We start from the raw sequence: 23,222 nt of genomic DNA, 5'->3' as shown, positions 1-23,222 counted from the left end.
GGAGGTGCCATGACCGTGAGACAGATCATCGATGGGCTGGAGCGCCTCGGGAGCCGAGCGGCGCTGGTGTCGAGCGGGCGCGAGTGGGCCGGAGCAGAGGTGCTCGACGCGACGTTCCGCGCTGTCACGGCGCTGCGCCAGCGCGGAGCCGTCGCGGGCCGCACGCTGAGCTGGAGCGCCGGAGACAGGCCTCAGGCCCTGCCGGTCCGGCTGGCCGCGATGCTGCTCGGCGCGCGGTTCTCCGCCGAGCAACCAGCGATCGACGGCGGCGATGTCCTGAGGATCACCGACGCTGACCTGTCCGCGCTCGACGGGGCGAGCGCCTGTGAGCCGCGCCTGGTGGACGACGCGCCGTTCTCCGTGGTTCGCGGATCGTTCGTGTGGTCGAGAGCGGTGTTCTGCGAATCGGTAGCTGCCCTGCGCGACGCGCTCGGCCCTTCGCCTGCGCGCACGGCGGTGCTCTCGCCGCTGGCCGGGTTCGGCGGGGATGCAGCGTTCGCGAGCTGGAGCGCGGGCGCCGCCGTCCACCATCATGCGGTGGACGCGAGCTCCGCGAGCGCCGCGAGCCCGGCCAAGGCCCTTTCGTTCCTCGAGCGAGCGGCCCCGGACTGCGCGATCGTGTCAGCGGCGCTGCTGCGCAGCCTCCTGGCCCACCCGGCGGCCGCGCTCGCCGACCTCGGGGCGCTGCGGCGTATCGTGTACGACGCCGGCGCAGGCGCCGGTGGAGCGCTGTCCGCCGAGTCCTCCGCGGCCGTGCGGCGCGTCTTCGGCGCAGAGCTCGTGGACAGGATCGCCGGTGAAGCCGGGCTCGTGCCGGTGGAGCGCGAGCTGCGCAGAGCCGAGCAAGAAGCGGCGCGCATCGCGGAGCTCGTGATGAGCCATCCGGGCGTGGCGGCGGCGGCGGTGATCCCCTCCGACGGCGACGGCTGGGCCGTCTTTGCCGTCCCCGCGAAGCGTGCCAGCGACGACGCCGACGGGGACGCGAGCGGACAGCGCCTGATCGCCAAGGCGACTGCCGCGCTGGACGCCGAGCTCGCCGGGACCGACCTGAACAGGGCGATCACGGCCGTGGAGCGGCTGGGACAGACAGCGCTGCTGTCGATGCTCAACGCGCTGGGCCGCAGCGGCCTTTTTACCGACACGGCCGCCGCCCACACCGTGGACGAGGTGCTCGCGCGGGCGCGGGTCGCCGCCGCGCATCGGCCGCTCATCCGTCGCTGGCTCAGGGTGCTCACGGAGCAGAAGCTGCTGCGCCGGGACGGAGATCGGCTGAGCGCCGTGGGTCCGGTCTGCGACTTCTCGGACGCCGCGCTGGCGCGCGCATGGGACGAGCTGAAGGGCGAGTGGCTGGCCACCGTCGGCGCGGCCGGCACGATCGACTACGCAGTCCGGAACGCCGATCGATTGCCCGACCTGATCTCCGGCGCTGTGCGGGCCGTTCACCTGTTGTTCCCGGAAGGGCGCACCGACCTCGCCAGGGCCTTGTATCGCGAGAGCATCGCCGCCCGGTACCAGCACCGCGCCGTCAGCCTCCTCGTGAGCAGGATTGCCAGGGAATGGCCCGGGCAGCGGCCGATCCGGCTGCTCGAGGTCGGCGCCGGCACGGGGGCGACCTCCGAGTCGCTCCTGCCGGAGCTCTCGGGCGCCGAGGTCGACTACCTCTACACCGACGTCTCCAGGTACTTCCTTGATCAGGCCGCCCCGCGGCTCGCCGGGCACCGGTGCGTGCGCTTCGGCCTCTACGACATCAACGTCGCGCCGAGAGACCAGGGCTTCGTCCCGAACTCGTTCGACGTGATCATCGGCGGGGGCGTGCTCAACGCCGCGCGGAACACGGATGCCTCCCTCCGCTGGCTCAACGAGCTGCTCGGCCCCGGCGGCTGGCTCGTCCTGACCGAGCCCACGGTCGAAGAGTTCTGGGTCATGGCATCCCAGGCCTTCATGCTGGACGACGCCAGCGACGGCAGGGCCGAGACGGAGTCGACGTTCCTCACGCTGCCTCAGTGGAACGCGGCGCTGGACGGCGCTGGCCTCCAGCGCGTCCTCGGGCTGCCCCGGGACGGCCACCCGCTGGAGCGGCTCGGCCATCGTGTGTTCGCGGCCCGGACCAAGATGGATCGGGCGCTGCTGACCTCGGAGCACCTCTCCGAGCATCTCGGCGAGCGCCTTGGAGCCGCCGCCAGCATCGAGATCGTGGATGAGCTGCCGCTCGCCGCAGGCGGCGCCCTCGACCGCGAGCGGCTGCGCGATTGGGCCGCGCGCCGCCGGCGCTTCGATTCCCGCCCGCTTTCCACGGCGGCATCACAAGGACGAACGCAATGACTACCGCGACGAATCCCCCCATCCAGTATCCGTTCAACCTCTTCGACGGCATCGCGCTCGCCTCTGCGTACTCCCGCGCTCAGCAAACGCCGGGGCTGCTCAAGGTCAAGCTGCCTTACGGCGAGCCGGCGTGGCTCGCGACCCGCCACGAGGACGTCCGCTTCGTGCTGTCCGACCGGCGGTTCAGCCGCGAGGAGGCCACGAAGCGCGCGGACGCCCCGAGGGCGCTCCCGCGCATCGCCGGCGGGATCGTCATGATGGACCCGCCCGAGCTGACCCGCATCCGCAACCTGGTCACCCAGGCGTTCACCAACCGGCGCGTGGAGCAGCTGCGCCCGCACGTCCGCGACCTCGCCAACGAGCTGATCGACAGGATGGTGGCCAAAGGCCCCCCTGCGGATCTCGTGCGGGACTACGCGCTGCCGATCCCGATGTCCGTGATCTGCGAGCTCCTGGGCGTTCCGGTGGCGGATCAGTCCAGGTTCAAGGAGTGGAACGACTCTCTGCTCTCGACCAACACGCAGACAGCGGAGCAGACGCAGCGGAACCTCGGTGAACTATCCCAGTACATCATGGGGCTGATCCGCCTGCGCCGGGCCGAGCCGGGGGACGACCTGATGAGCGCGCTCATCGAGGCGCACGACGTGAATGACCGCCTGAACGAGCGCGAGCTGGTCCAGCTCTGCATCGCCATCCTGATCGCGGGGTACGAGGCCACTTCCTCGCAGATCCCGAACTTCATCTACACGCTCCTGACCCATCAGGAGCAGCTCGCGCGCCTCAAGTCGGATCCTGGCCTCGTGCCGCAGGCGGTCGAGGAGCTGCTCCGTTTCGTGCCGCTCGCGTCCGCCGCGATGTTTCCGCACTACGCCGCCGAGGACGTCCAGGTGGGCGACACGCTGGTGCGCGCGGGTGAGCCCGTGTTTGCGTCGGTCGGCGCGGCCAACCACGACCCGCGCAAGTTCTCCGATCCACACCGGCTCGACTTCGATCGAGACGCGCGGGCGCATTTCGCGTTCGGCTGTGGGATGCATTATTGCATCGGCGCGTCGCTGGCCCGGGTCGAGCTCCAGGAAGCGCTGAGAGCGCTCGTGACCCGCTTGCCGGATCTGCGCCTCGACGCCGACGTCCAGTGGAAGACCGCGACGTTCTTCCGCGGGCCGCTCACGATGCAGGTGACCTGGTGAGCGCCGGCGGCGGCAAGAAGAAGCGCGTCGTCGTCGCCGGCACCGCCTTCGGGCGCATCTACCTCGATGCGGTCGCGTCGGCGCAGGAGTCATTCACGCTGGCCGGCGTGCTCGGGCGCGGCAGCGAGTTCTCCAGGAGGTGCGCCGAGCGCTACGGAGCGCCGCTTTACACCAGGGTGGAGGACATCCCCGGCGACATCGACATCGTCTGCGTGGTGGTGCGCTCGGGGGCGACCGGCGGCCCAGGCTCCGATCTGGCCAGGACGCTGCTCGAGCGCGGGATCCACGTGCTGCAGGAGCACCCCGTGCACGCCGCGGAGATCACCGCGTGCCTGAAGGCCGCGAAGCGGGGGGGCGCTGCTTACGCGGTCAACACGCTGTACCCGAACGTGCGCCCGATCCGGCAGTTCCTTGCGGCGGCCGAGTACATCAGGAAGCGCCAGCGCATCCAGTTCATCGACGCCGCTTGCAACAGCCAGGTCGCCTATCCGTTGCTCGACGTGATCGGCCGCGCCGCAGGTGACTTGCGCCCGTGGTCGTTCTCCGAATGCGCGCCGCGAGGCGGCCGGCCGTCGCCGGTCGCCGGCCAGCCGTTTCAGAGCCTGAGCGCGACCCTCGGCGGCGTGCCCGTGACGCTCCGCGTGCAGAACCAGGTCCACCCCGAGGATCCCGACAATCACTCGCTGCTGATGCACCGGATCTCGCTCGGATGCGACGCCGGCGTGCTGACCCTGGCCGACACCCACGGACCCGTCCTCTGGAATCCGCGCATGCACTCGCCGCGCGACCCGACCGGGCGCCTGATCATGAGCGGCCCCGGCACGGACCGCCTCGCCGTGGAGAGCACGTTGATCCTCGGCGACCAGCGCACGCGCAGCTATCACGACGTGTTCGCGCGGACGTGGCCCGATGCTGTGGTCGTCGCCTTGCACGACCTGTGCGGCGACATCGCCGACCCGCCCCGCCGTATCCGCAGCGGCCAGTGGGCCCTCGGCGTGTCGCTCGCGTGGCGTGATCTGACGGAGCGGATCGGGATGCCCGAGCTCATCCGTCCTGAGACCCCGGAGCCGCTCCCTGTCGACGAGCTGCGCGCGGCGGCGCGCGCTGCGGCCTTCGATGCAGCCGGGAGCGGCGCGCGTTGATCGAGCGCCTGGCGCTCGGGAGAACTGAACATGGCGACTTCTTGCAGCCACGTCTTGGTATGGGTGCGCGACATTCATCAAGCCGTGCGTGATTACAGAAAGCTCGGGTTCAAGGTGGACTACGCGACACCCGAGCGAAAAGCCCAGCACGCGCACATCTGGTTCACGGAAGGCCCCATCGTCGAGCTGCTCACGACGCCGCGCAGCGCGCGGTGGTTCAAGTGGCCGATCGAGCTGATGGCCGGGCGCGGCTCGGGCCGGCGGATGATCCGCTGGTCCGAGCACGGTGAGGGCTTCTGCGACGTGGCGGTCGTGGTGGACACGCACGCTCTCGACCGTGAGCTCGCCGCGCTGCGGGAGGCAGGGATCCCCGTCGGCAGGGCCATCGGGTGGCGGCGGACGAAGCCCGATGGCCAGGAGATCCGCTTCAAGTTTGCCTATCCGGCGAACGATCGTCTCCCGTTCATCGTGACCCCCTACGATCCGCCTCAACATCCGAGAGAGAACCACCATCCGAACGGGGCCAGGAGGCTCAGCCGGGTGCGCATGGGGGTCCGCGCCGAGCATCGAGAGGCGGTGCGCCGGATCGTCGGTGACGACCCGACGTTCGCGCTCGAGCCCTCCGAGGTGACGGGGGTCCGCGCCATCGAGATCGCCGGCCTGACCGCCGATCTCGACCCGACCCTCCTGCACGGCGCGGCCGTGCTGCCCGCCCGCCCGAACGCTGACCCGGGCCGCGCGCATCGAAGCGCAGGACAGTGAGCGCCGACGAACGTCGGTGAAAGCGAGGGAGCTCCCATGTTGAGTGGATGTGTCGATTGGCCCGCTGAGTTCGTGGATCGTTATCGGGAAGCGGGGTACTGGCGAGGCGAGCGCCTGGGCGAGATGCTGCGCACGCGGGCCCGAGCGACGCCGGCGCGCGTGGCCGTGGTCGACGGAGCGCGTCGCTGGACGTACCAGGAGCTCGACGAGCGCGCCGATCGCATGGCCGCGGGGCTGCGCCGGCTCGGCATCGCGGAGGAGCAGCGCGTCCTGGTCCAGCTGCCCAACATCGCCGAGTTTCTGCCCCTGTGCTTCGCGCTGTTCCGGATCGGGGCCATCCCGGTGCTGGCGCTGCCGGCGCATCGAGAGACCGAGATCGTGCATCTGGCAGAGCTCTCGCAGTCGGTCGCCTACGTGATCGCCGACATGCATGTCGGCTTCGATTACCGGGCGCTCGCCCGTTCGGTATGCAAGCGGGTGGCGAGCCTCCGGCATGTCCTCGTGGTGGGCGACGCGGAGGAGTTCGTGCCGCTCTCCGAGGTGGACGCGCCGCCGGAGATCATGGCCGGGCCGGACGCGCGCGATGTCGCCCTGCTCTTGCTGTCGGGCGGCACGACCGGCGCTCCCAAGCTGATCCCCCGTACCCACGACGACTACGTTTGCAACATCCGCCTCAGCGCCGATGTGACAGGCCTGGACGCGAACACCCGGTACCTGGTGAGCCTCCCCATCGCGCACAACTTCGCGCTGGGGTGCCCGGGCGCCCTCGGCACCCTGTACGCCGGCGGTACCGTCGTGTTCTGCAAGGACCCGAGCCCCGAGGCGGCGTTTCGGCTGATCGAGCAGGAGAAGATCACCGTGACCGCCCTCATCCCGCCGCTCGTCCTGCTCTGGCTCGAGGCGGCGGAGTGGGTGCAGGCCGATCTGAGCAGCTTGCAGTGGCTCCAGGCGGGAGGCGCTCGCCTCAAGGCCGAGACGGCGGCGCGCGTACGGCCCGTCCTTGGCTGCGGGCTGCAGCAGGTCTACGGCATGGCGGAAGGGCTGCTCAACTTCACGCGGCTCGACGACCCCGCGTCCGCCGTGATTGACACGCAAGGCCGCCCGATGGCCGAGGACGACGAGGTGAGGATCGTCGACGCCTCGGATGTCGAGGTGGCGGACGGCGAGGTCGGTGAGCTTCAGGTCCGCGGTCCCTACACAATCCGCGGATATTATCGCGCGGAGGAGTACAATCGCCGGGCGTTCACCGCTGACGGCTTCTATCGGAGCGGAGATCTGGTGCGGCGGCTCGCCAGCGGGCATCTGGTGGTGGAAGGCCGGAGCAAGGACGTGATCAACCGGGGAGGGGAGAAGGTCCCGGTCGAGGAGCTCGAGAACTACCTCATGGCTCACCCGGCGATCCGTGACGTCGCCATCGTCGGCGTCCCGGACGCCACCATGGGAGAGCGCACCTGTGCCTGCATCATCGCGCGCGGCGAGGCGCCCACGCTCGCCGAGGTGAACGCCTATCTCAGCCGCCTGGGGGTGGCTGCGTTCAAGCTGCCCGATCGTTTGAAGGTCCTGGAGAGCTTTCCGCAGACGAGCGTGGGCAAGGTCAACAAGCGGGCCTTGGTGAAGCAGGTCTGTGGCGCCTCGCCGGCCATGCCCGTGTAGTGGACCGCTTAACCTCGGTTCAGATGCCGATCGTTCCTCGAGACATCCACACCGACCCGAGAACCCATGAACAGATCTACCCGAAGTTTGCGCCGCCTCTTGAGCGCGCCTGCGCCGTCCAGCCCGCACCTGATCGTGTGCCCTTTCGGTGGTGGGAGCCATAGCGCCTTCCGCAGCTGGAAGGCGCTGTCGCAGGTGGACGTCTCGGCGTCCCTCGTGACCTACCCGGGGCGTGACCATCGTCTGCACGAGTCCGGCATGCGGAGCGTTCAGCACGCCGCGTCCGAGCTGGCGCACGAGCTCTGCGCGGAGCCACCCAGCGGCCAGTGGCTCCTGGTAGGCCACAGCGTGGGGGCGCAGATCGCGTTCGAAGCCTGCCGATTGCTCGAGCAGTGGGGCCGGGCGCCAGCCGGCCTCGTCCTGTCCGCTTGCCACGCTCCCCATCTGATCCCACGCCGCATGCTCAGCCCGCTCGATGACGACGGGTTCGTCGAGGAGCTGATCCGCCTGGGAGGGTGTCCCGCGGAATTCCGCACCGACGCGCAGCTCAGAGAGGTGTTCCTGCCGATGCTGCGCGGCGATTTCCTCGCCTCGGAGAGCTACCGCCTTGCGCTGGACCGCTGTACCAAGCGTCTCCGGACGCCGACCCTCTTGCTCCACGGATCCGCCGACGATGAAGCCCGTCTGGACGAAGTGGAGGCGTGGAAGCACTGGCTGGAAGGGAAGGTCGAGCTGCGCGCGCTGGTTGGCGATCACTTCTACATCACGCAGGATCCACGGGCGTTCGTCTCGGAGGTGCTGCGCGTGTTCCGGCTCCCTTCCAGGTCGACGGCTTCCCTGGGACAGGCACAGATGCCCTGGAGCTATTTCCCCTGAGATCCCGCTGTCCGGTGCGGGGCCGTTTGACCGGGACGGCCGGCGCGTGGGAGAACGCCCGGCCCGGACGCGATGACGTTCCTCCCGCTGCAGCCGCCCGATCTGCCCCCCATCCGCGCGCGCGGGACGCCGCGCTGCCGCGGCTGCGGCTTGCCGCAGGCGATGTGCCTCTGCGGCGCGCTGCCCCGGCTCTCCGTGCGCACGCGCGTCGTGCTGCTCACCCACCGGATCGAGCGCACGAGGAGCACCAACACGGGCCGGCTCGTCGCGCGCCTGCTCGAGGGCGCGGAGGTGCGCGTGCGCGGCGAGATCGCGCCGCAGCCGCGCCCGCCGCTGCCGGAGGGCCGCCGGCTCGTGCTCTTCCCGTCGCCCGAGGCGCGCGCCCTAACGCCCGACGACGCGAGCGGCGAGCCGGTGGTGCTGCTCGTTCCTGACGGCAACTGGAACCAGGCGCGCCGTGTGGTCCACCGGGACGCCGACGCGCGCGGCGCCGAGCCGGTCACGCTGCCCGAGGGCGCGCCGAGCCGCTATGGCTTGCGCCGCGCGCCGCACGAGGGCGCCCTGTCGACGCTGGAGGCCGTCGCGCGCGCGCTCGGCCTGCTCGAGGGCGCGGCCATCGAGCGGCGCATGATGGAGGCGTTCGACGTGTGGGTGCACCGCGCGACGCGCGTGCGGCTCACCGGCAAGCTCGAGGAGGGCGCGGCGGTCCTGGGAGCAGATGAATCCGCCGGTGCCCGCGGAGGCACGGCGCCCTACGGATGAGGTCCGTGAGCGCTCGCCGCGCCCGTCACCGGAAGTTCTGCACCGACCAGACGCTGCCGTCCGGGAAGGTGTGGAACCCGCAAGCCACCTTCGTGTAGCGGGTGCTGCTCATGTTGATGTAGTGGCCGTGCTTCTCGAAATCCTCGCCCGGCCCCTCGTCCCACATGACCTGCAAACAGTCGGTGATCATCGATTCCGGTGGGCCTCCCCACCCGGGGCACTCGTTCTGGGCGCTCTCCTTGCAAAGGCCGAACGCGCCGTGAAACTCGCCGGTGTTCCCATCGGACTCGGCCTCTTCATCGGAGCACGACTCCGCCTCGACCCAGCGCGCGAGGGGCGGCAAGTTGAGCGTGGCGCGGTGCTGGTTGATCGTATCGACGCACAGCTGCGCCGCGCCGGTGGCGCCGCCCGAGCCGCCTGCGCCGCTCCCGGAACCCTCGCCGCTCGAGCCCCCGGTGCCCGCCGTGGTCGAGGCCGTGGCCGAGCCCCCAGCGCCCTGCGCGGAGGAGCCGCCGGCGCCCGCCGTGGCCGAGCCCCCAGCGCCGCCGGTGCCCTGCGCAGCCGAGCCGCCGGCGCCGCCGGCGCCCTCGGCCGACGAGCCGCCTGCGCCTGCCGTGGCCGAGCCACCGGTGCCCTGGGCCGACGAGCCGCCGGCGCCCCCGGTCGTCGCGGTGGACGAGCCGCCGGTGCCCGCCGTGGTCGAGCCGCCGCTGCTGGTGCTCGGCCCGCTGCCGGAGTCTCCCGGCTGGATCACGGCGCCGGCGCCGCTCGACGGCCCGCCGCCTTCGCCATCGAGCGACCCGTCGCCCACCTCACCGACGCAGCCCGACAGCACAGCACCGATGAACGTCGCGGCGAGCGCGACGGCGCATGAAGGAGTCCGAGTGTTAAGCATCCGTCGAGTCTAGGGGGCATTCGACGCATGCTCAACATCGACCGATCCTGCTTCACTTTTGCATGCTTGATCGGTTCAGGCTCGATTGGCGGGCTTCCCGCGTGTCTGTGCGGAGAGAAGCGCGCGTGTCGCATGAATGTGTGTTCGTTTGCTTCGAATTCCACTCGTGCGAGACAGGACAGCCAGCGCACCGCGACCGGCCTTCAGATGTCGCGCCCGCGGGCCGGCGGCCCGTGGAAACTTGAACGCTCGCCGGGCCCTGGCCTCGTCTTCCGAAGGCGGAGGCGCGCGGCGCCTCCGCTGGAGATAGACGATCGTCGCGCCGGCGAGCGCGTTCGCGACCATGAGCGAGTTCGTCGCCACGAAGACCCAGCTCTCGAGCATCCAGCTGTAGAGGACGAACCCGATCGACGCGGCCAGCTGGCCGACGAAGAGCCACTTGGAGATGCCCTGGCTCGTCTTGCTCCTCCACTGCTTGTAGACCTGATTGCCGATCGTCAGCACGAGGATGCCAGAGCTGATCCAGCCGATCGCGTCTTTCATGTCTCACCGCCGGACGGCCGCTCGACCTCTCTCCTCGATCAAGCCTCGTCAGGCCCGGGCCGCGCCGTTCGCGTGGCTCTCGTGGATCACGTGGCTCGCCTGGTCCGCGGACGTCTTCTTGTAGCCCGCCGGCAGGAGCGTCTCGTAGCCCTCGGCCAGCCGCTGCTCGAACTCCGCCTTCATCGACCTGCCGAGCTCGCTGAGGCGCTTCTCGTCCACGGCCTTCTCGACCGCCGGGAAGAGCTCCTTCTCCTCCTCCTCGACGTGGTGCTGGATGAGCTCCTTCAGCGTCGTCACGCGCGCCTTGAACGAGACATCCTCCGGGGAGGTCGAGAGCAGCCGCTTCAGCGCGAGCTCGGCGATGGCGTGCTCCTCGAAGCTCTCGAGGATCACGTCCTCCTTGATCTGCTGCACCGCGGGATAGAACGTCTCCTGCTCGATCGCCATGTGCGCAGCGAGCTCGTTGGCGAGCTCGGCGAGCACGAGCGCCGGATCCGACCTGCCGCTCTCGAGCTGCTTGAAGAGGGACTCCACCTTGCGATGCTGCTTCTCGAGCAATGACGTCGCTTTCATCTTCCTTCCTCCATGGTGCGCCGCGCCTCGGCGCGGCCGGGGTTGTTCGGGGTTCATCGCCGGCCGGGGCGATCTCGCGCGCGAGGCGCTCCGGCCAGCCTTGCTCACGGTTCGAGGCGCAGCGAGGGGCGAGCGTCCGGGCTCGCCCCTCGCCACGCGAACGGCCCGAGATCGCTCGGGGCCGCTAGTCGGTCTTGTCCTCGATCTTGTCCCCCGCCTTCTCGGCGGCGTCGCCCGTCGACTCCGCTGCGTCCTTCGCCTCGTCCTTGACGTCGCGCGCGGCGTCGTCCACGGCCTCGCCCGCCTTCTCGGCCGGTCCCTCCGGCTGAGGCTTGCTGCCTCCGCAACCGATCACACCGACGCAACCGATGACCACGCTGCCCAGGAGCAGCGATCGAATCCCTGTTTTCACGGTATCTTGTCCTCCGCGCTCGACCATGTCAGCAATGCCCGGGCCAAACCGCGCCGAGCGCCCGCGCGTGCTCCTCGCCACCACACCCTCCGATCCGGAGATCGCGCCCCTGAGACACATCGCCTCGACCGTGGCGTCCTGCGACGCGCAATGGCCGCCCCGCCCAGGATCCGGGAGGCGGGCGCTCGTGGGGCAGGGGCAGGGGAGGCCCCGCGCCGCGACGCGGGCGCCTCCGCTTGGCCTCCGCGGCGATCGGAGCAAGACTCCGCCCGGAACCGCGACATGACCCACGACTTCGCCAGCGCGCTCAGCGCCATCTTCACGGGCGAGCGAGCCCGCCTGCTGCACGTGATCGTGCCGGCACACGTCCACGGCCACACGCTGGCGCTGCTGCGGGCGCTCGGTGAAGCAGGCCCGGCGCCCCGTCCCGTCTGGGTCCTGGCCGATCCGGTCTACGGGCCCAGCCGCGGCTGGGCGGCCCGAGAGCGCTCGCTGTCGCGCGAGCTCGGCGCCCCGGCGGCGCTCGCGACGCCCGAGGACGGCCCGCTGCGCGAGCCGCTCGACGCCTTCGCCAGCGCCCTCGCGGCGCACGTCGCCGCCGGCGCCCCGGACGGGACAGCGGTCGTCGTGCTGGCGCCGCAGCACATCGACGACCCGCGCGCCTATGCCCGCGACCTCTTCTGGCTCGCGCATTGCCCCGACCTCGCGCTCGTGCGCTGGGTCCTCGTCGACCCTGTCCACTCGAGCGTCGGCGATCTGCTCGCGCGCCTCGGCGAGGGCGCGTCCCGCGTCGTGTGGCCGGAGGCCGACGGCGCGGCCATCGCCGAGCTCGAGCGCGTGATCACCGATCTCTCGGCGCGCGGGCGGCGCCTCCCCGCCGATCTGGAGGTGCGCATCGCCGCCGAGTCGCCCCTCCGCGCCCCGGAGCTGCTCCCCGCGCGGCGCCTCCTGCACGAGGCGGACACGTGTTTTCACGCGGGGCGGCACGCCGAGGCCGCGCAGCTCCAGCAGCAAGCCGAGGAGATGCTGGCGAGCCGGGGGCTGGGCGAGGAGGCCGTCCACATCGCCATGCAGCGCGCGCGCTCGCTGATCGCGGCGGGCGTTGTCGAGGAGGGGCATCGGGTGTTCGTCGCCGCGCTGAAGGAGGCGGAGCGGCGCGGCCTGTTCGCGATCGTGCCCGAGGCTTACGCCTCGCTCGGCAGCCTGCACAGCAAGCAGCGCCGCTTCCTGGACGCGTCGGAGGCGTACGCGCGCGCGGGGGAGCTCGCGAACCGCCGCGGGAGCCACGAGTTCGCGGCCGACATGCACCGCTGCTCCGGCCACGCGGCGCTCAACGCCGACATGCCGGACGCCGCGGCGATGGCGTGGCGGCGGGCGTTCGAGCTGCTCGGCTCCGTGGCGCCGACGGTCGGCGCGCTGGAGAAGCCCCAGCAGATCGTCGTGCTCGGGCTCTCCCTTGCCGACGTCTTCGAGGAGCACGGCAACCTCCCGGCCGCGCGCGGGCTGCGGGGGCACGCCGAGGCCATCGAGACCCGCCACCCGCGGCGCTCCGCGACGTGGAGCTGAGGCGCGGCGCTGGCCGGGTCAGGCCGGCGGGCGAGCGGGCGGCGGGGCAGCGCCCGGGCCGGGCCGCTCGGCGACGAGGAGCCGGGTGTTCGTGGCCGGGTTGGACGGCGCGAACGGGGCGCCGAGCTGCCGTGCCCAGTCCGCTGCGCCCGTGTCGCGCAGCGCCCGGAACCCGGCCCGCTCGACCTCCGCGAGCATCACCTCGCGCCGGCGCAGGCCGATGAGCGGCTCGCTCCAGAGCCACGTGAGCAGGCGGATGATGCGCTGCGCGCGGCGCGGCTCGGGGGGCTCCATGTAGTACACGAGGAGGACGCTGCCCGGCGCCGAGGCGTCGGCGAGCGCCTGCAGCGTGGACCGCAGCGCCTCGTCCGACAGGTACATCACCACCCCCTCCCAGATCCACGCGGTCGGCTCGTCGGATCGATGGCCGGCGGCCGAGAGGCACGCGGCGAGCGCGTCGCGCTCGAAGTTGACGGGCACGTAGGTCAGCTGCTCCACGAGCGGCGGCAGCCCCGCCGCCTTGCGCCGCTTGAAGGCCTGCGTCGCCGGGTGATCGATCTCGAAGAACCGGGTCGCCGAGAGCGCCTTCATCCGGAAAGCGCGCGTGTCGAGCCCCGCCCCCAGGCTCGCGACCTGGCGGCACCCGAGCGCCACCGCGCGCTCGAGCTCGATGTCGATGGCCATCACGCGCAGCGGGACCGCGGAGAGCCGGGCGATGGCGCGCGCGCGCTTCGCGGGGTCCAGGCCCCGGAGCCGGCGCGCGAACAGCGCCAGGGCGGCGCTCCACCCGCGCGACAACAGCCGGTGCACGACCGGATCCTCGAAGCCCGGGACATCGGTCAGGCCCTGGTCCGCGAGCGCCCGGATGAGGGCGACGATGGATGCCGTCTGGCTGGGGCGACGCTCACGCATGCCTCGTGCATAGCCTCCGGCGGCGGGCTTTCAACGCGCGAGGCCCTGGGCAGCCCGACCCGGCAGCTCCGAGCGGCGCCGTCGCCGTCCCGGCCGGACACGGGGCGGAGCGGCTGGGCGCCGGTCGGGACTCCCGTCCTTGGATCAGCCGTCCGTGGTGTCGATGAACCGCATGTCGCGCCCGCTGCGCTCGGGCTCCTCGGGCGGCTCCCACATGTCGCTCGCCAGCTCGAACATGTCCGGTGGAACCACCATGGAGAACGTCTCGCCCTTCTCGCGGTTGCGCTGCTCGACCCGCTCGCGACGCAGTTCGCGGGGCGCGTCGAGCACGTAGACGGTGAGCTCGTACCCCGCGGTGTCCACCCGCTTGTACAGCCGCTCGCGGTCGCGCCGGCGGATCAGGCCGATCTCCAGCACGACGTTCGTACCCACGTCGATCGAGCTCCTCGTCAGGCTCCATATCTGCTCGATGCAGCGCGCGGTGCGCTCGTGATACCATTCCATGATCCCCGTCTCGGGCCGATCGGGGCGGAACAGCCGCGCCATCCATTCATCCAGGTTCAGCCGGAGGGCGGCGTGGTCGCGGTAGAGCCGCTGTGCGAACGTAGATTTCCCTGCGCCCACGGGGCCGATGATCAGGTGGATTCGCGCCATCCCCCGACGCTATCCCGCGGTGCTGTCGGCGAGCAAGCGGCGCGCGCGTTCCGCCCCATCGCAGGCGCCAGCATCTTCATGAGGGGACGCTGAAGCATCCCGTCGAACTTTTCGGGAAGATTCACAGGGAGGCGGGGAGAGTGCGACCAGGCAAGGCTGGTCCCGAGGGAAAGGAGTGAGCGGTAGCTTCTGAAAATCGGGTTTCGCTGTCCAGCGGGTGCGAATCCCGCCCGGCCAAGGTCACGCCCGACCAGCCGGAAACCAGCCTTGCGACGGACCTCGTGAGGGGCTCGGCGATGCGTAGGCAGGTGAGTGAGCGAGCCGCAGCATGCCAGCCACGAAATCCTCCACTTTCCGGGTGCCCAGGGTGTTCTCTCGCCTGAAGGCAACAGCGTCCTACCTCGCAAGGGCGGGAGGGGGACGCACCCGGCGGGGTAGTTGGCTGCGGCGCGCAGCAAGAGGACGGTCCAGGCACCTGGGAGGCCCTCGTCTCTCCACGAGAAACGCCGGTACGACGGGGAGCCGGTGATCCGTCCCCGGGGCGAGACACGCCGCGGATGCCCGTGTCTCGCAGCCGAGCCCAGCGGGCTCCGCAAGGAAATGCGCATCCGCCTCGCGGTAGGCCCACAGCAAGGGGAACCGGAGCCGAAGCCGAAGGAGACGAGGGAGTCGGAGGGTCCCATACGAGCGACGACGCGGGCGAACGGAGGGCATCGGAGCCTGTCGAGCAAAGGGGACCCGTGTCGAGAGGAACTTCAGGAGGGAACCATGAGCGCTGCGATGACGGCGAACATCATGTCACCGGGACTGTTGAAGGTAAGGGAGAGAGCGGAGCGAGACCCGGAAGGGGTCCTCCTCGCGCTGGCGCACCTCATCGACGAGGAAGCGCTGCAGCGAGCGTACCGCAGCCTCCGCAACGAGGCAGCGGTGGGCGTGGATGGCATCACGAAGGAGCAGTACGGGCAGGACCTGGAGCGCAACGTTGGCGATCTGCACGCGCGGATGAAGTCGATGCGTTACCGGCACCAGCCCATCCGACGGGTGCACATCCCGAAGGAACGGGGCAAGACGCGACCGATCGGCATCTCGTGCACCGAGGACAAGATCGTCCAGGCCGCGGTGCGGGAGGTACTGGAGGTCGTCTACGAGCCGGTCTTCCGAGACGTCTCGTACGGGTTTCGGCCCGGTCGCAGCGCGCACGACGCGCTGCGCGCCCTGAACCGGATGCTGCTCGGCGGGGTGGAGTGGATCCTGGAGGCCGACATCGAGTCCTTCTTTGACAGCATCGACCGCACGAAGCTGATGGAGATGCTCCAGGCCCGGGTCGCCGACAAGTCGCTGCTGCGGCTGGTCGGCAAGTGCTTGCATGTAGGGGTCCTCGACGGCGCGGAGTTCTCCGTGCCGGAGGATGGGACGGTGCAGGGCTCGGTCCTGTCGCCGCTGCTGGGCAACGTCTACCTTCACCACGTGCTCGATCTGTGGATCGAGCGCGACGTCCAACCGCGGCTCATGGGTAAGGCCACCCTGATCCGCTACGCCGACGACTTCGTCATCGGCTTCGAAAGGGAGGACGACGCGAAGCGGATGATGGAGGTGTTGCCGCGACGCTTCGAGCGGTACGGACTGAAGCTGCACCTGGACAAGACCCGCCTTCTGCCCTTCGGGCGCCCGGACAACCGGGATTCCGGGGGCGAGGGTCCGGCGACCTTCGACTTCCTCGGCTTCACGCACTATTGGCGGCGAAGCCGATCGGGGCGATGGATGCCGGGCATGAAGACACGCAAGGCGCGCCTCCGACGGGCCATCACGGCCGTCGCCGACTTTTGCCGACGCCATCGGCACTTGCCGGTCAAGGAGCAGCACGCCGCGCTCACACGACGCATCGTCGGGCACTGCAACTACTTCGGCGTAAACGGAAACATTCGGAGCCTCGCGCTCTTGATCCGTGAGGCCGAACGGGCATGGCACAAGTGGCTATGCCGGCGGAGCCAGCGTGCGTACCTGAACTGGGAGCGATTCAAGACCCTGCTGCGGGATTTCCCGCTGCCCAGGCCGAGGACCCGCGTCCAGTTCTGGGCGTCCCCCTGAGTCCTCTCGGCGGAAGAGCCGGATGGTGGAAATCTCCTTGTCCGGATCTGGCGAGGGCCCCCCGGACCCGTCGGTCCGGGGGGCTACTCTACCGGGGAGTAAAAATCCCATGAATCTCCCCGTCTCCCCGCCTCCCTGTTCAATTTCTCTCTCTCTCTCTCTCAAATGACGATAAAGGAGAGATTCGTTAGGAAGGGACGACGTCGCGCCTGGAGCAGCGCCTGGCGAGCCATACAAGGACCATGACGGCCACCGCGGCGGCCCCCATTCCGGCCCACGCCGACGGGGGCGCGTCGCGCAGGGCGTCGAAGACCCGTTGGCCGAAATAGGCCGTCGCCAGGAGCGGCAGGGCGTACCCGGCCAGCGAGCCCCAGAAATGCGTCCAGAAGCGCACCCCGGAGACGCCGAAGAAGACGTGGAGCATGGGCGGCATCCAGAGGACAAGGCGCAGCAAGAACACCGTCAGGAACGCCCGCCGCTTCAGGGCCTCGTCGTAGGCGCGGAAGCGCGCCGGCACACGCGCGGCGACCCAGTCGCGGGCGACGAAGCGCGCGAACGAGAAGCCCACGACGCTCGCCGCCATGGTGCCCGCCATCGAGAGCGCGAACGCCACCGGCCAGGGCCAGATGAGCGGCGCCGCCAGGATGAACACCGTGCCCGGCACGCCGAACGGCTGGAGCGCGGCGTAGGCCAGGACGAACGCGACATACCCCCACGGCCCGAGCGAGAGGAGCGCCTGCTTGATGCGCGCCGGCTCGCCGAAGATCTCGAACAGCCCCATGCGCTGCGCGACGACGAGGAGCGCCGCGGCCGCGGCGACCACGCCGATCTTCACCCCCCGGCGGGCGCGGAAGGGAGAGAGCGCGGGATCGGCCGGAGAGGCGGGCTGGCGCACCCGACGTACCTGACAGCCCACCTGCGCACCGTCAAGGTTACTGTTGACAATTTGGTCTATTATTGTCAATGCTGACCATCGTGAACGAGGGCGAGCCGAGCTCCACCGACAGACCCGCCGAGGATCTGCGCCGCCGCAAGCTGATGGACGCGGCGTTCACGGTGTTCCTGCGCTTCGGCTTCCGGAAGACGTCGATGGACGAGGTCGCGCGCGCGGCGGGCGTCTCGCGGCAGGGCCTCTACCTCCACTTCGCCACGAAGGAGGAGCTCTTCCGCGCGTCCGTGGGGTACTTCCTCGACACCGCGCTCGCCGCGGCCGCGGCCGCGCTCGCCGACGCGGAGCGCCCCCTGGAGGAGCGGCTCGTGGCCGCGTTCGACGCGTGGATCGGCCGGTTCGTCGGCGCGCTCGGGGCCGACGCGGCCGATCTCTCGACGGCCGCGAACGAGCTCGTCGGCCCCCTCGTCGCCGAGCACGAGGGGCGGTTCGTCGAGGCCGTGGCCGAGGCCCTGCGCGCCTCCGGGCTCGCGGCCGCCTACGAGCCCGCGGGGGTCACCGGGCGCCAGCTCGCGGACACCCTGGTCTCCTCGGCGCGCGGCCTGAAGCACGGCGCCGCGACGCGCGAGGCCTTCCTCGAGGGCATGGCCATCGCCGCGCGCGTCGTGTGCTTGCCGGAGCGGCGCGCCCGGGAGGCGAGGGCGGGGCAATCACCGCAATCGCTGCAGGCGGCGCCACCACGGCAAGGAGAGCCATCCACGCCGGGCCCGCGCCGCGAGGGCAAGGGGCGCGGCAGCACGGCGCGCAAGGCGCGCAAGGCGCGCGGCACGGCGCGATAGCCGGAGGGCCACCCGAGCTCGGCGCGGCGGCTCCCCGCCTCAGCCCCGGCTGAAGCGCAGCCGCGAGCGCTCGCGCGCCTTGGTCGCCTCGACCTCGCGGTCCCGCGGCGCGGCGGTCGTGGACAGCGACGCCATCAGCACGCGCGCCGCGGCCGCGACGTCCTCCACGGCCTGCGCGAACGCCGCTTCGTTGGCCTGCGACGGCCGGTTGAAGCCGCTCAGCTTCCGCACGAACTGCAGCGACGCCGCCCGGATCTCCTCCTCCGTCGCCGGCGGCTCGAAGTTGAACAGCGTCCTGATGTTCCGGCACATGGCGATCTCCCGAGGTTCGATGTGTACGGGGAACGATCCTAGTCTCGATCCACGCCGGCGCACACCACAGTCGTTGACGCGGCCACCGTGTAGGCAATTCGCGCATATGAGCGGCGAGACACACGACATGACACACGACGAGATACGCGGCGAGATACGCGGCGAGATACGTGGCGAGATACGTGACAGACGCGACACGGCCGCATCACGACATCACCCATGTTGGCTGCCCAACAGGGAGCACACTAACGGCATCAGGAAGTTCTTGATTCCTCAAGGATAACCGTGCACTTCTACACTGAGGAGTCCTTTTGCCAAAGCCCCCTGGCAAGGAGGTCGGTATGCGCCCACATCGTGCACTGCGCTCCCAGAATCGCCTGCTCTTCACCGCCGCCACGCTCGTTTGCCTCGCTGTCGGGGCAAGCGCGGAGGCGGCTCCGTCGTACACCCTCTTCGAGAGCGGTCAGGTCCGACCGCTCGCGCTCTCACCAAGCCGAAACCTGCTCTTCGCGGCCAATACACCCGACAACCGTCTGGAGATCTTCTACGTCTCGTCGGGTGGTCTGACACACATTTCATCCGTGACCGTCGGCCTGGAGCCCGTCGCCGTCGCCGCGCGCAACGACGGCGAGGTATGGGTCGTCAATCACCTCTCCGATAGCGTCAGCGTCGTCGACGTCTCGTTCCCCTTGCGGCCGCGGGTCGTGCGCACGCTGCTCGTCGGGGACGAGCCCCGGGACATCGTCTTCGGCGGTCCCGGGCGGTCGCGCGCGTTCATCACCGCCGCCCACCGGGGCCAGAACGCGCCGTTCGACCCGCAGCTGACGACGCCCGGGGTCGGCCGCGCCGACGTCTGGGTGTTCAACGCGAGCGCCGTCGCGACCCAACCATCGCTCGGGGGCACCCCCCTCACGATCCTCTCCTTCTTCACCGACACGCCGAGGGCGCTCGCGGTCAGCCCGGATGGGAGCTCGGTGTACGCCGCCGGCTTCCACACCGGCAACCGCACGACCGCCGTGCACCGCGCGATCGTGGAGGACGAAGGCGGGATGCTGCCGCCGTTCACGAATTACCTCGGGGAGCCGCAGCTGACGACGTCGCTCATCGTCCAGCACGACGGGACCCACTGGGTCGACGCCGGGGGCAACCCCTGGGACGACTCTGTCATGTTCTCGCTGCCCGACAAGGACGTCTTCGTCATCGACGCCACGGCCAATCCCCCTGTCCAGCGGCCCGGCAGCGCGGGCTTCTTCACCGGCGTCGGGACCGTCCTCTACAACATGGTCGTCAACCCGGCGAACGGGAAGGTCTACGTCTCCAACACCGAGGCGTTCAACCTCGATCGCTTCGAGGGCCCGGGCACCTTCGCCGGCACGAGCGTCCGGGGGCACCTGCACGAGAGCCGGATCTCCGTGCTCGGCAGCGGCGGCTCGGTCCTGCCGCGGCACCTGAACAAACACATCGATTACTCGACGTGCTGCGCGCCGGTGCCCAACGCCGAGAACGCGAAGAGCCTGGCCACGCCGGTCGACATGGCGGTGACGAGCGACGGATCGAAGCTCTACGTCGCCGCGTTCGGGTCGAGCAAGGTCGGGGTCTTCCAGACGGCCCAGATCGAGAATGACACCTTCACGCCGAGCCTCGCGAGCCAGATCCAGGTCACCGGCGGCGGGCCGAGCGGGCTCGCGCTCGACCAGCCGCGCGGCCGCCTGTACGTGCTCACGCGCTTCGACAACTCCATCTCGATCGTCAACACGACCACGAACGCCGAGACGGCGCACATCGCCCTCCACAACCCCGAGCCGGAGAGCGTGGTCCGCGGGCGGAGGTTCCTCCATGACGCGAGCTTCTCGTCGGCCCACGGCGACTCGTCGTGCGCGAGCTGCCACGTCTTCGGCGACGTCGATAGCCTGGCATGGGATCTCGGCAACCCCGACGGGGACACCGTGACGAACCCCGGGCCGTTCACGAACATCAACCCGCCGTTCCCCGCCGATACCTCGCTGAAGCCCATGAAAGGGCCGATGACGACCCAGAGCCTGCGCGGCATGGCCAACCACGGCCCGATGCACTGGCGCGGCGACCGCACGGGCGGCAACGACGCGTCCACCGCGCAGCCGGACAGCGGGGCCTTTGACGAGCGCGCGGCGTTCGAGAAATTCCAGGGCGGCTTCACCAACCTGCTCGGCCGGCACGCGCCCATCCCCAATGAGGACATGGAGGCGTTCACGGACTTCATCCTCCAGCTCTCGTATCCGCCGAACCCGATCCGGAACCTGGACAACTCGCTGAACACCGATCAACAGGCCGGGCGCGACCACTTCTTCCGCGAAGGCGGCGCCGGGACCTTCTCGTGCAATTCCTGCCACACCCTGGACCCGGACGGGAACGCCGGTTCCAGCGATTTCCCCGGCTTCTTCGGGACGGACGGCGCGAGCATCGGCCAGGAGAACGGCCAGAGCTTCAAGATCCCCCACCTGCGCAACATGTACCAGAAGATCGGCATGTTCGGCATGGCCCCCGTCCCGAGCCTCTTCCACCTGGGAGACAACGACTTCAAGGGCGAGCAGATCCGCGGCTTCGGGTTCATGCACGACGGCGTGATGGACACGCTCTTCCGCTTCCACCAGGCGATAGGGTTCGAGCAAAGCGTGTTCTCGCCGAACGGCTTCCCGCCCGGCGCGCCCGGCGAGCTCCTCCGCGAGCAGGCCGTGGAGTACATGCTCGCGTTCGACACGAACCTCGCCCCCATCGTCGGGCAGCAGGTCACGCTCGGCTCGCACAACGCCACGGCGGCCTGGCCGCGCATCGACCTGCTCCGCCAGCGCGCCGAGGTCGGGGAGTGCGACCTCGTGGCGAAGCTCCCGTTCCTCCTCGAGGAGACCGGCCTCCTCTATGTCGGAGGTGGCCAGTTCACCGCGGCGCGGGCCGCTGCCCCGCCCTTGAGCGATCTCGTCCTGCGCTCGCTCGCCGCGCTCACCGGGCACCCGGTGACGTACACCTGCGTGCCGCCGGGCTCGGGCACGCGCATCGCCATCGACCGCGACGGCGACGGGTTCCTCGACGGCGATGAGTGCGACGCGGGCACGGATCCCGCGGATCCGACGAGCCACTGAGTCGAGCCAGCGCCGCGCCGCACCGCACGGAGAGCGGTGCGGCCGGCGCGGCGCCTCAGCCGCGCTCCACCCGGTACGGCGCGGCGCCTCAGCGGCGGCGCGCGCCCATGCACCAGCGCAGCGCTTCCTTCAGGCTGCGCAGCGTCTTGACCTGCGAGAGATCGAAGCCGAGGCCGACCATCGTCTGCGCGACCGGCGGGCGGATGCCGGTGACCACGCCCTTGCAGCCGAGCAGCGTCAATCCATTGATGATCTTGATGAGGTGCTGCGCCGTCGTCGTGTCGACCGAATCGAGCCCGGTGAGGTCGAGGATCGCGAAGGCGGATTGCTTCTCCACCACGCTCGCGAGCAGCGACTCCATCACCATCGCCGCGCGATCCGCGTCGACCGAGCCGATCAAGGGGACGATGAGCACGTCCTGCCAGACCTCGATGATGGGGCTCGACAGCCGCGCGATCGACTCCTGCTGATCCTGCGTCAACCGCAGCTGCTCCCGCAGCTGCTTCTCGACCCGGAGCTGCTGCGTGATGTCCTCGCAGATGGCGCCGACGCCGGTCGTCTCCCCGAGGACGTCCTTCTGGGGAACGAACCTCGTCCGCCAGATCCTGTCTCGCCGGACCTGCTCGACCTGCGCGATCTCCCCGGAGAGGGCGTGCTCGAAGGCCGCGCGCACGTCCTCGGTGTCGCCGCACAGCTCGCGCATGTGCTTGCCCAGCTCGCCTCGCTCCGTACAACCGATCTGCGCGAGCGCCCCGCCCTGCGCGATCACGCACAGGCCGGCCCTGTCGAACGCCAGGATGGCGATGGGCATGCTGTCGATGCACGCGCGGAGCATCTCCCCCTGCACGGCGAGCCGGACGTCGTCGGCCAGGTTGATGCCGAACGTCTGGACGCCCACGATCTCGCCGTCATCGTCCCGGCGGGGCGCGTAGTGCACGATCCAGTGCACGCCCCCGGCCACGGTGTCCGTGCGGACCGGCTCCCCCTCGAGGACGCGCTTGGTCAGGCCCATGATCTCCGCGTCCGCGCCGTAGAGATCGAACATGTTCATTCCGACGAGCTGATGTCGTTTGAGCCCCATGCTCTCGAGCCCTTTGCCGTCGGAGACATGGAGCGTGCCCGCCCGATCGCACCACCAGACGATCGCATCCATCGTCTGGAACACGTCGACGAGGATGCGCGCCTGGTCCTCCCACTCCCTGCGATCGGGCTTCACGGCAGCCCAGAGCGCCGTGTCGTCGGCCCGCCACAGCGTCCAGTGGAGCGGGACGCTCTCCCCGCGGGCGCCCACGACGCGCGCCGCGGCGGAGACGCTGCCCGCGGCGGCGCGCGCGCCGGTGATCCGGGCCGACAGCTCGCCCCGATCGTCCTCGTGAACGCGCTCCAGGAGCCGACCGGACGGGCCGACGCAGCGCTCCCAGGCCGCGTTGCAGGCCACCACCTCCCCCGCGCTGGAGAGCAACGCCAGCGGTGTGGGTGTGCCGTCAAGCAGTGTCTTACACGAGAGCGAAGCGAGCCTGTCGTCCATTGAATCCTTGCAACGGGCCAGAAGCGATGACCCTCGGCGCGCCAGCCCCAGGCCTCTCACGGTGGGTGAACAAACGCGCTGTGGGCGCCGTCACGACACCTGGTGCGAAGAGGTGGGATGCTGCTCGGATTCTCGGCGCTGGGGTCATCGAGCCTGGCACCATGGCGAACCGTAACGTGGTGATATCATTT

20 protein-coding genes are annotated in these 23,222 nt (G+C 70.3%); 11 read left to right on the top strand and 9 right to left on the bottom strand.

All coding sequences use genetic code 11. The annotated features are described in order from the left end of the window. Nucleotides 1–9: 9 nt before the first annotated feature. The 7 genes from WME97_RS39820 (at nucleotide 10) to WME97_RS39790 (ending at nucleotide 8,704) form a co-directional block, all read left to right on the top strand. Nucleotides 10–2,322 (top strand): methyltransferase, encoded by a 2,313-nt coding sequence (locus WME97_RS39820; protein ID WP_437545522.1) that lies wholly within the window; start codon nucleotides 10–12, stop codon nucleotides 2,320–2,322. After that, the gene (locus WME97_RS39815) at nucleotides 2,319–3,509 is read left to right on the top strand and encodes a cytochrome P450 (RefSeq protein WP_437545520.1); all 1,191 of its coding nucleotides are present in this window, start codon (nucleotides 2,319–2,321) and stop codon (nucleotides 3,507–3,509) included. Before WME97_RS39820 ends, WME97_RS39815 begins: the two co-directional genes overlap by 4 nt. After that, nucleotides 3,506–4,651 (top strand): Gfo/Idh/MocA family oxidoreductase, encoded by a 1,146-nt coding sequence (locus WME97_RS39810; protein WP_437545518.1) that lies wholly within the window; start codon nucleotides 3,506–3,508, stop codon nucleotides 4,649–4,651. Before WME97_RS39815 ends, WME97_RS39810 begins: the two co-directional genes overlap by 4 nt. A 30-nt stretch (nucleotides 4,652–4,681) precedes the next feature. Beyond that, nucleotides 4,682–5,413, top strand: coding sequence for a VOC family protein (locus tag WME97_RS39805; protein ID WP_437545516.1), 732 nt, complete (start codon nucleotides 4,682–4,684; stop codon nucleotides 5,411–5,413). Between the two features lie 36 nt (nucleotides 5,414–5,449). Then, nucleotides 5,450–7,066: a (2,3-dihydroxybenzoyl)adenylate synthase gene (locus tag WME97_RS39800; protein ID WP_437545514.1), complete on the top strand. Its 1,617-nt coding sequence runs from the start codon at nucleotides 5,450–5,452 to the stop codon at nucleotides 7,064–7,066. Nucleotides 7,067–7,132: 66 nt separating this feature from the next. Further along, the gene (locus WME97_RS39795; protein ID WP_437545512.1) at nucleotides 7,133–7,942 is read left to right on the top strand and encodes a thioesterase II family protein; all 810 of its coding nucleotides are present in this window, start codon (nucleotides 7,133–7,135) and stop codon (nucleotides 7,940–7,942) included. A 72-nt stretch (nucleotides 7,943–8,014) separates the two neighbouring features. Beyond that, nucleotides 8,015–8,704, top strand: coding sequence for a tRNA-uridine aminocarboxypropyltransferase (locus WME97_RS39790; RefSeq protein ID WP_437545510.1), 690 nt, complete (start codon nucleotides 8,015–8,017; stop codon nucleotides 8,702–8,704). 25 nt (nucleotides 8,705–8,729) lie between these two features. Here the strand turns inward: WME97_RS39790 and WME97_RS39785 are convergent, their stop codons facing one another. The 4 genes from WME97_RS39785 to WME97_RS39770 all read right to left on the bottom strand — a co-directional run bounded on the left by WME97_RS39785 (nucleotide 8,730) and on the right by WME97_RS39770 (nucleotide 11,127). Next, nucleotides 8,730–9,599, bottom strand: a complete 870-nt coding sequence (locus WME97_RS39785; RefSeq protein WP_437545508.1) for a CAP domain-containing protein — start codon at nucleotides 9,597–9,599, stop codon at nucleotides 8,730–8,732. A 75-nt stretch (nucleotides 9,600–9,674) separates the two neighbouring features. Continuing rightward, the gene (locus tag WME97_RS39780) at nucleotides 9,675–10,142 is read right to left on the bottom strand and encodes a hypothetical protein (protein WP_437545506.1); all 468 of its coding nucleotides are present in this window, start codon (nucleotides 10,140–10,142) and stop codon (nucleotides 9,675–9,677) included. A 48-nt stretch (nucleotides 10,143–10,190) separates the two neighbouring features. Next, nucleotides 10,191–10,715, bottom strand: coding sequence for a hemerythrin domain-containing protein (locus tag WME97_RS39775; protein ID WP_437545504.1), 525 nt, complete (start codon nucleotides 10,713–10,715; stop codon nucleotides 10,191–10,193). 184 nt (nucleotides 10,716–10,899) lie between these two features. After that, on the bottom strand, nucleotides 10,900–11,127 hold the full coding sequence (locus WME97_RS39770; protein ID WP_437545502.1) for a hypothetical protein: 228 nt from the start codon (nucleotides 11,125–11,127) through the stop codon (nucleotides 10,900–10,902). A gap of 282 nt (nucleotides 11,128–11,409) precedes the next feature. Here WME97_RS39770 and WME97_RS39765 point away from each other — a divergent pair, with 282 nt between their 5' ends. Then, nucleotides 11,410–12,693, top strand: a complete 1,284-nt coding sequence (locus WME97_RS39765; RefSeq protein ID WP_437545501.1) for a hypothetical protein — start codon at nucleotides 11,410–11,412, stop codon at nucleotides 12,691–12,693. An 18-nt stretch (nucleotides 12,694–12,711) separates the two neighbouring features. Here the strand turns inward: WME97_RS39765 and WME97_RS39760 are convergent, their stop codons facing one another. Together WME97_RS39760 and WME97_RS39755 are read right to left on the bottom strand one after the other, a co-directional pair. Continuing rightward, nucleotides 12,712–13,605, bottom strand: a complete 894-nt coding sequence (locus WME97_RS39760) for a class I SAM-dependent methyltransferase (RefSeq protein WP_437545499.1) — start codon at nucleotides 13,603–13,605, stop codon at nucleotides 12,712–12,714. Nucleotides 13,606–13,749: 144 nt separating this feature from the next. Further along, nucleotides 13,750–14,259, bottom strand: coding sequence for an AAA family ATPase (locus WME97_RS39755; RefSeq protein ID WP_437545497.1), 510 nt, complete (start codon nucleotides 14,257–14,259; stop codon nucleotides 13,750–13,752). A 768-nt stretch (nucleotides 14,260–15,027) separates the two neighbouring features. Here WME97_RS39755 and ltrA point away from each other — a divergent pair. Then, nucleotides 15,028–16,347, top strand: coding sequence for a group II intron reverse transcriptase/maturase (gene ltrA / locus WME97_RS39750; protein WP_437545495.1), 1,320 nt, complete (start codon nucleotides 15,028–15,030; stop codon nucleotides 16,345–16,347). Between the two features lie 187 nt (nucleotides 16,348–16,534). Here the strand turns inward: ltrA and WME97_RS39745 are convergent, their stop codons facing one another. Then, nucleotides 16,535–17,242, bottom strand: a complete 708-nt coding sequence (locus tag WME97_RS39745; protein ID WP_437545492.1) for a TVP38/TMEM64 family protein — start codon at nucleotides 17,240–17,242, stop codon at nucleotides 16,535–16,537. Between the two features lie 68 nt (nucleotides 17,243–17,310). Between WME97_RS39745 and WME97_RS39740 the strand changes: the two genes are divergently transcribed. Then, complete coding sequence (locus WME97_RS39740) at nucleotides 17,311–18,075, top strand: TetR family transcriptional regulator (protein WP_437545490.1); 765 nt, start codon at nucleotides 17,311–17,313, stop codon at nucleotides 18,073–18,075. Between the two features lie 39 nt (nucleotides 18,076–18,114). On the opposite strand, the gene WME97_RS39735 is transcribed toward WME97_RS39740, so the two are convergent. Next, on the bottom strand, nucleotides 18,115–18,387 hold the full coding sequence (locus WME97_RS39735; protein ID WP_437295277.1) for a DUF2277 domain-containing protein: 273 nt from the start codon (nucleotides 18,385–18,387) through the stop codon (nucleotides 18,115–18,117). A 341-nt stretch (nucleotides 18,388–18,728) separates the two neighbouring features. Here WME97_RS39735 and WME97_RS39730 point away from each other — a divergent pair, with 341 nt between their 5' ends. Further along, nucleotides 18,729–21,503 carry a hypothetical protein gene (locus WME97_RS39730; protein ID WP_437545488.1) on the top strand — a complete coding sequence of 925 codons (2,775 nt, stop codon included), beginning with the start codon at nucleotides 18,729–18,731 and terminating at the stop codon, nucleotides 21,501–21,503. 88 nt (nucleotides 21,504–21,591) lie between these two features. Here WME97_RS39730 and WME97_RS39725 read toward each other — a convergent pair whose 3' ends face one another. After that, nucleotides 21,592–23,031 carry a PAS domain-containing protein gene (locus WME97_RS39725; RefSeq protein ID WP_437545486.1) on the bottom strand — a complete coding sequence of 480 codons (1,440 nt, stop codon included), beginning with the start codon at nucleotides 23,029–23,031 and terminating at the stop codon, nucleotides 21,592–21,594. Nucleotides 23,032–23,222 lie beyond the last annotated feature (191 nt).

This window comes from Sorangium sp. So ce367 (genome assembly GCF_051520455.1).
GTDB lineage: Bacteria > Myxococcota_A > Polyangia > Polyangiales > Polyangiaceae > Sorangium > Sorangium cellulosum_B.
This window is presented reverse-complemented; position numbering and strand designations above follow the sequence as displayed.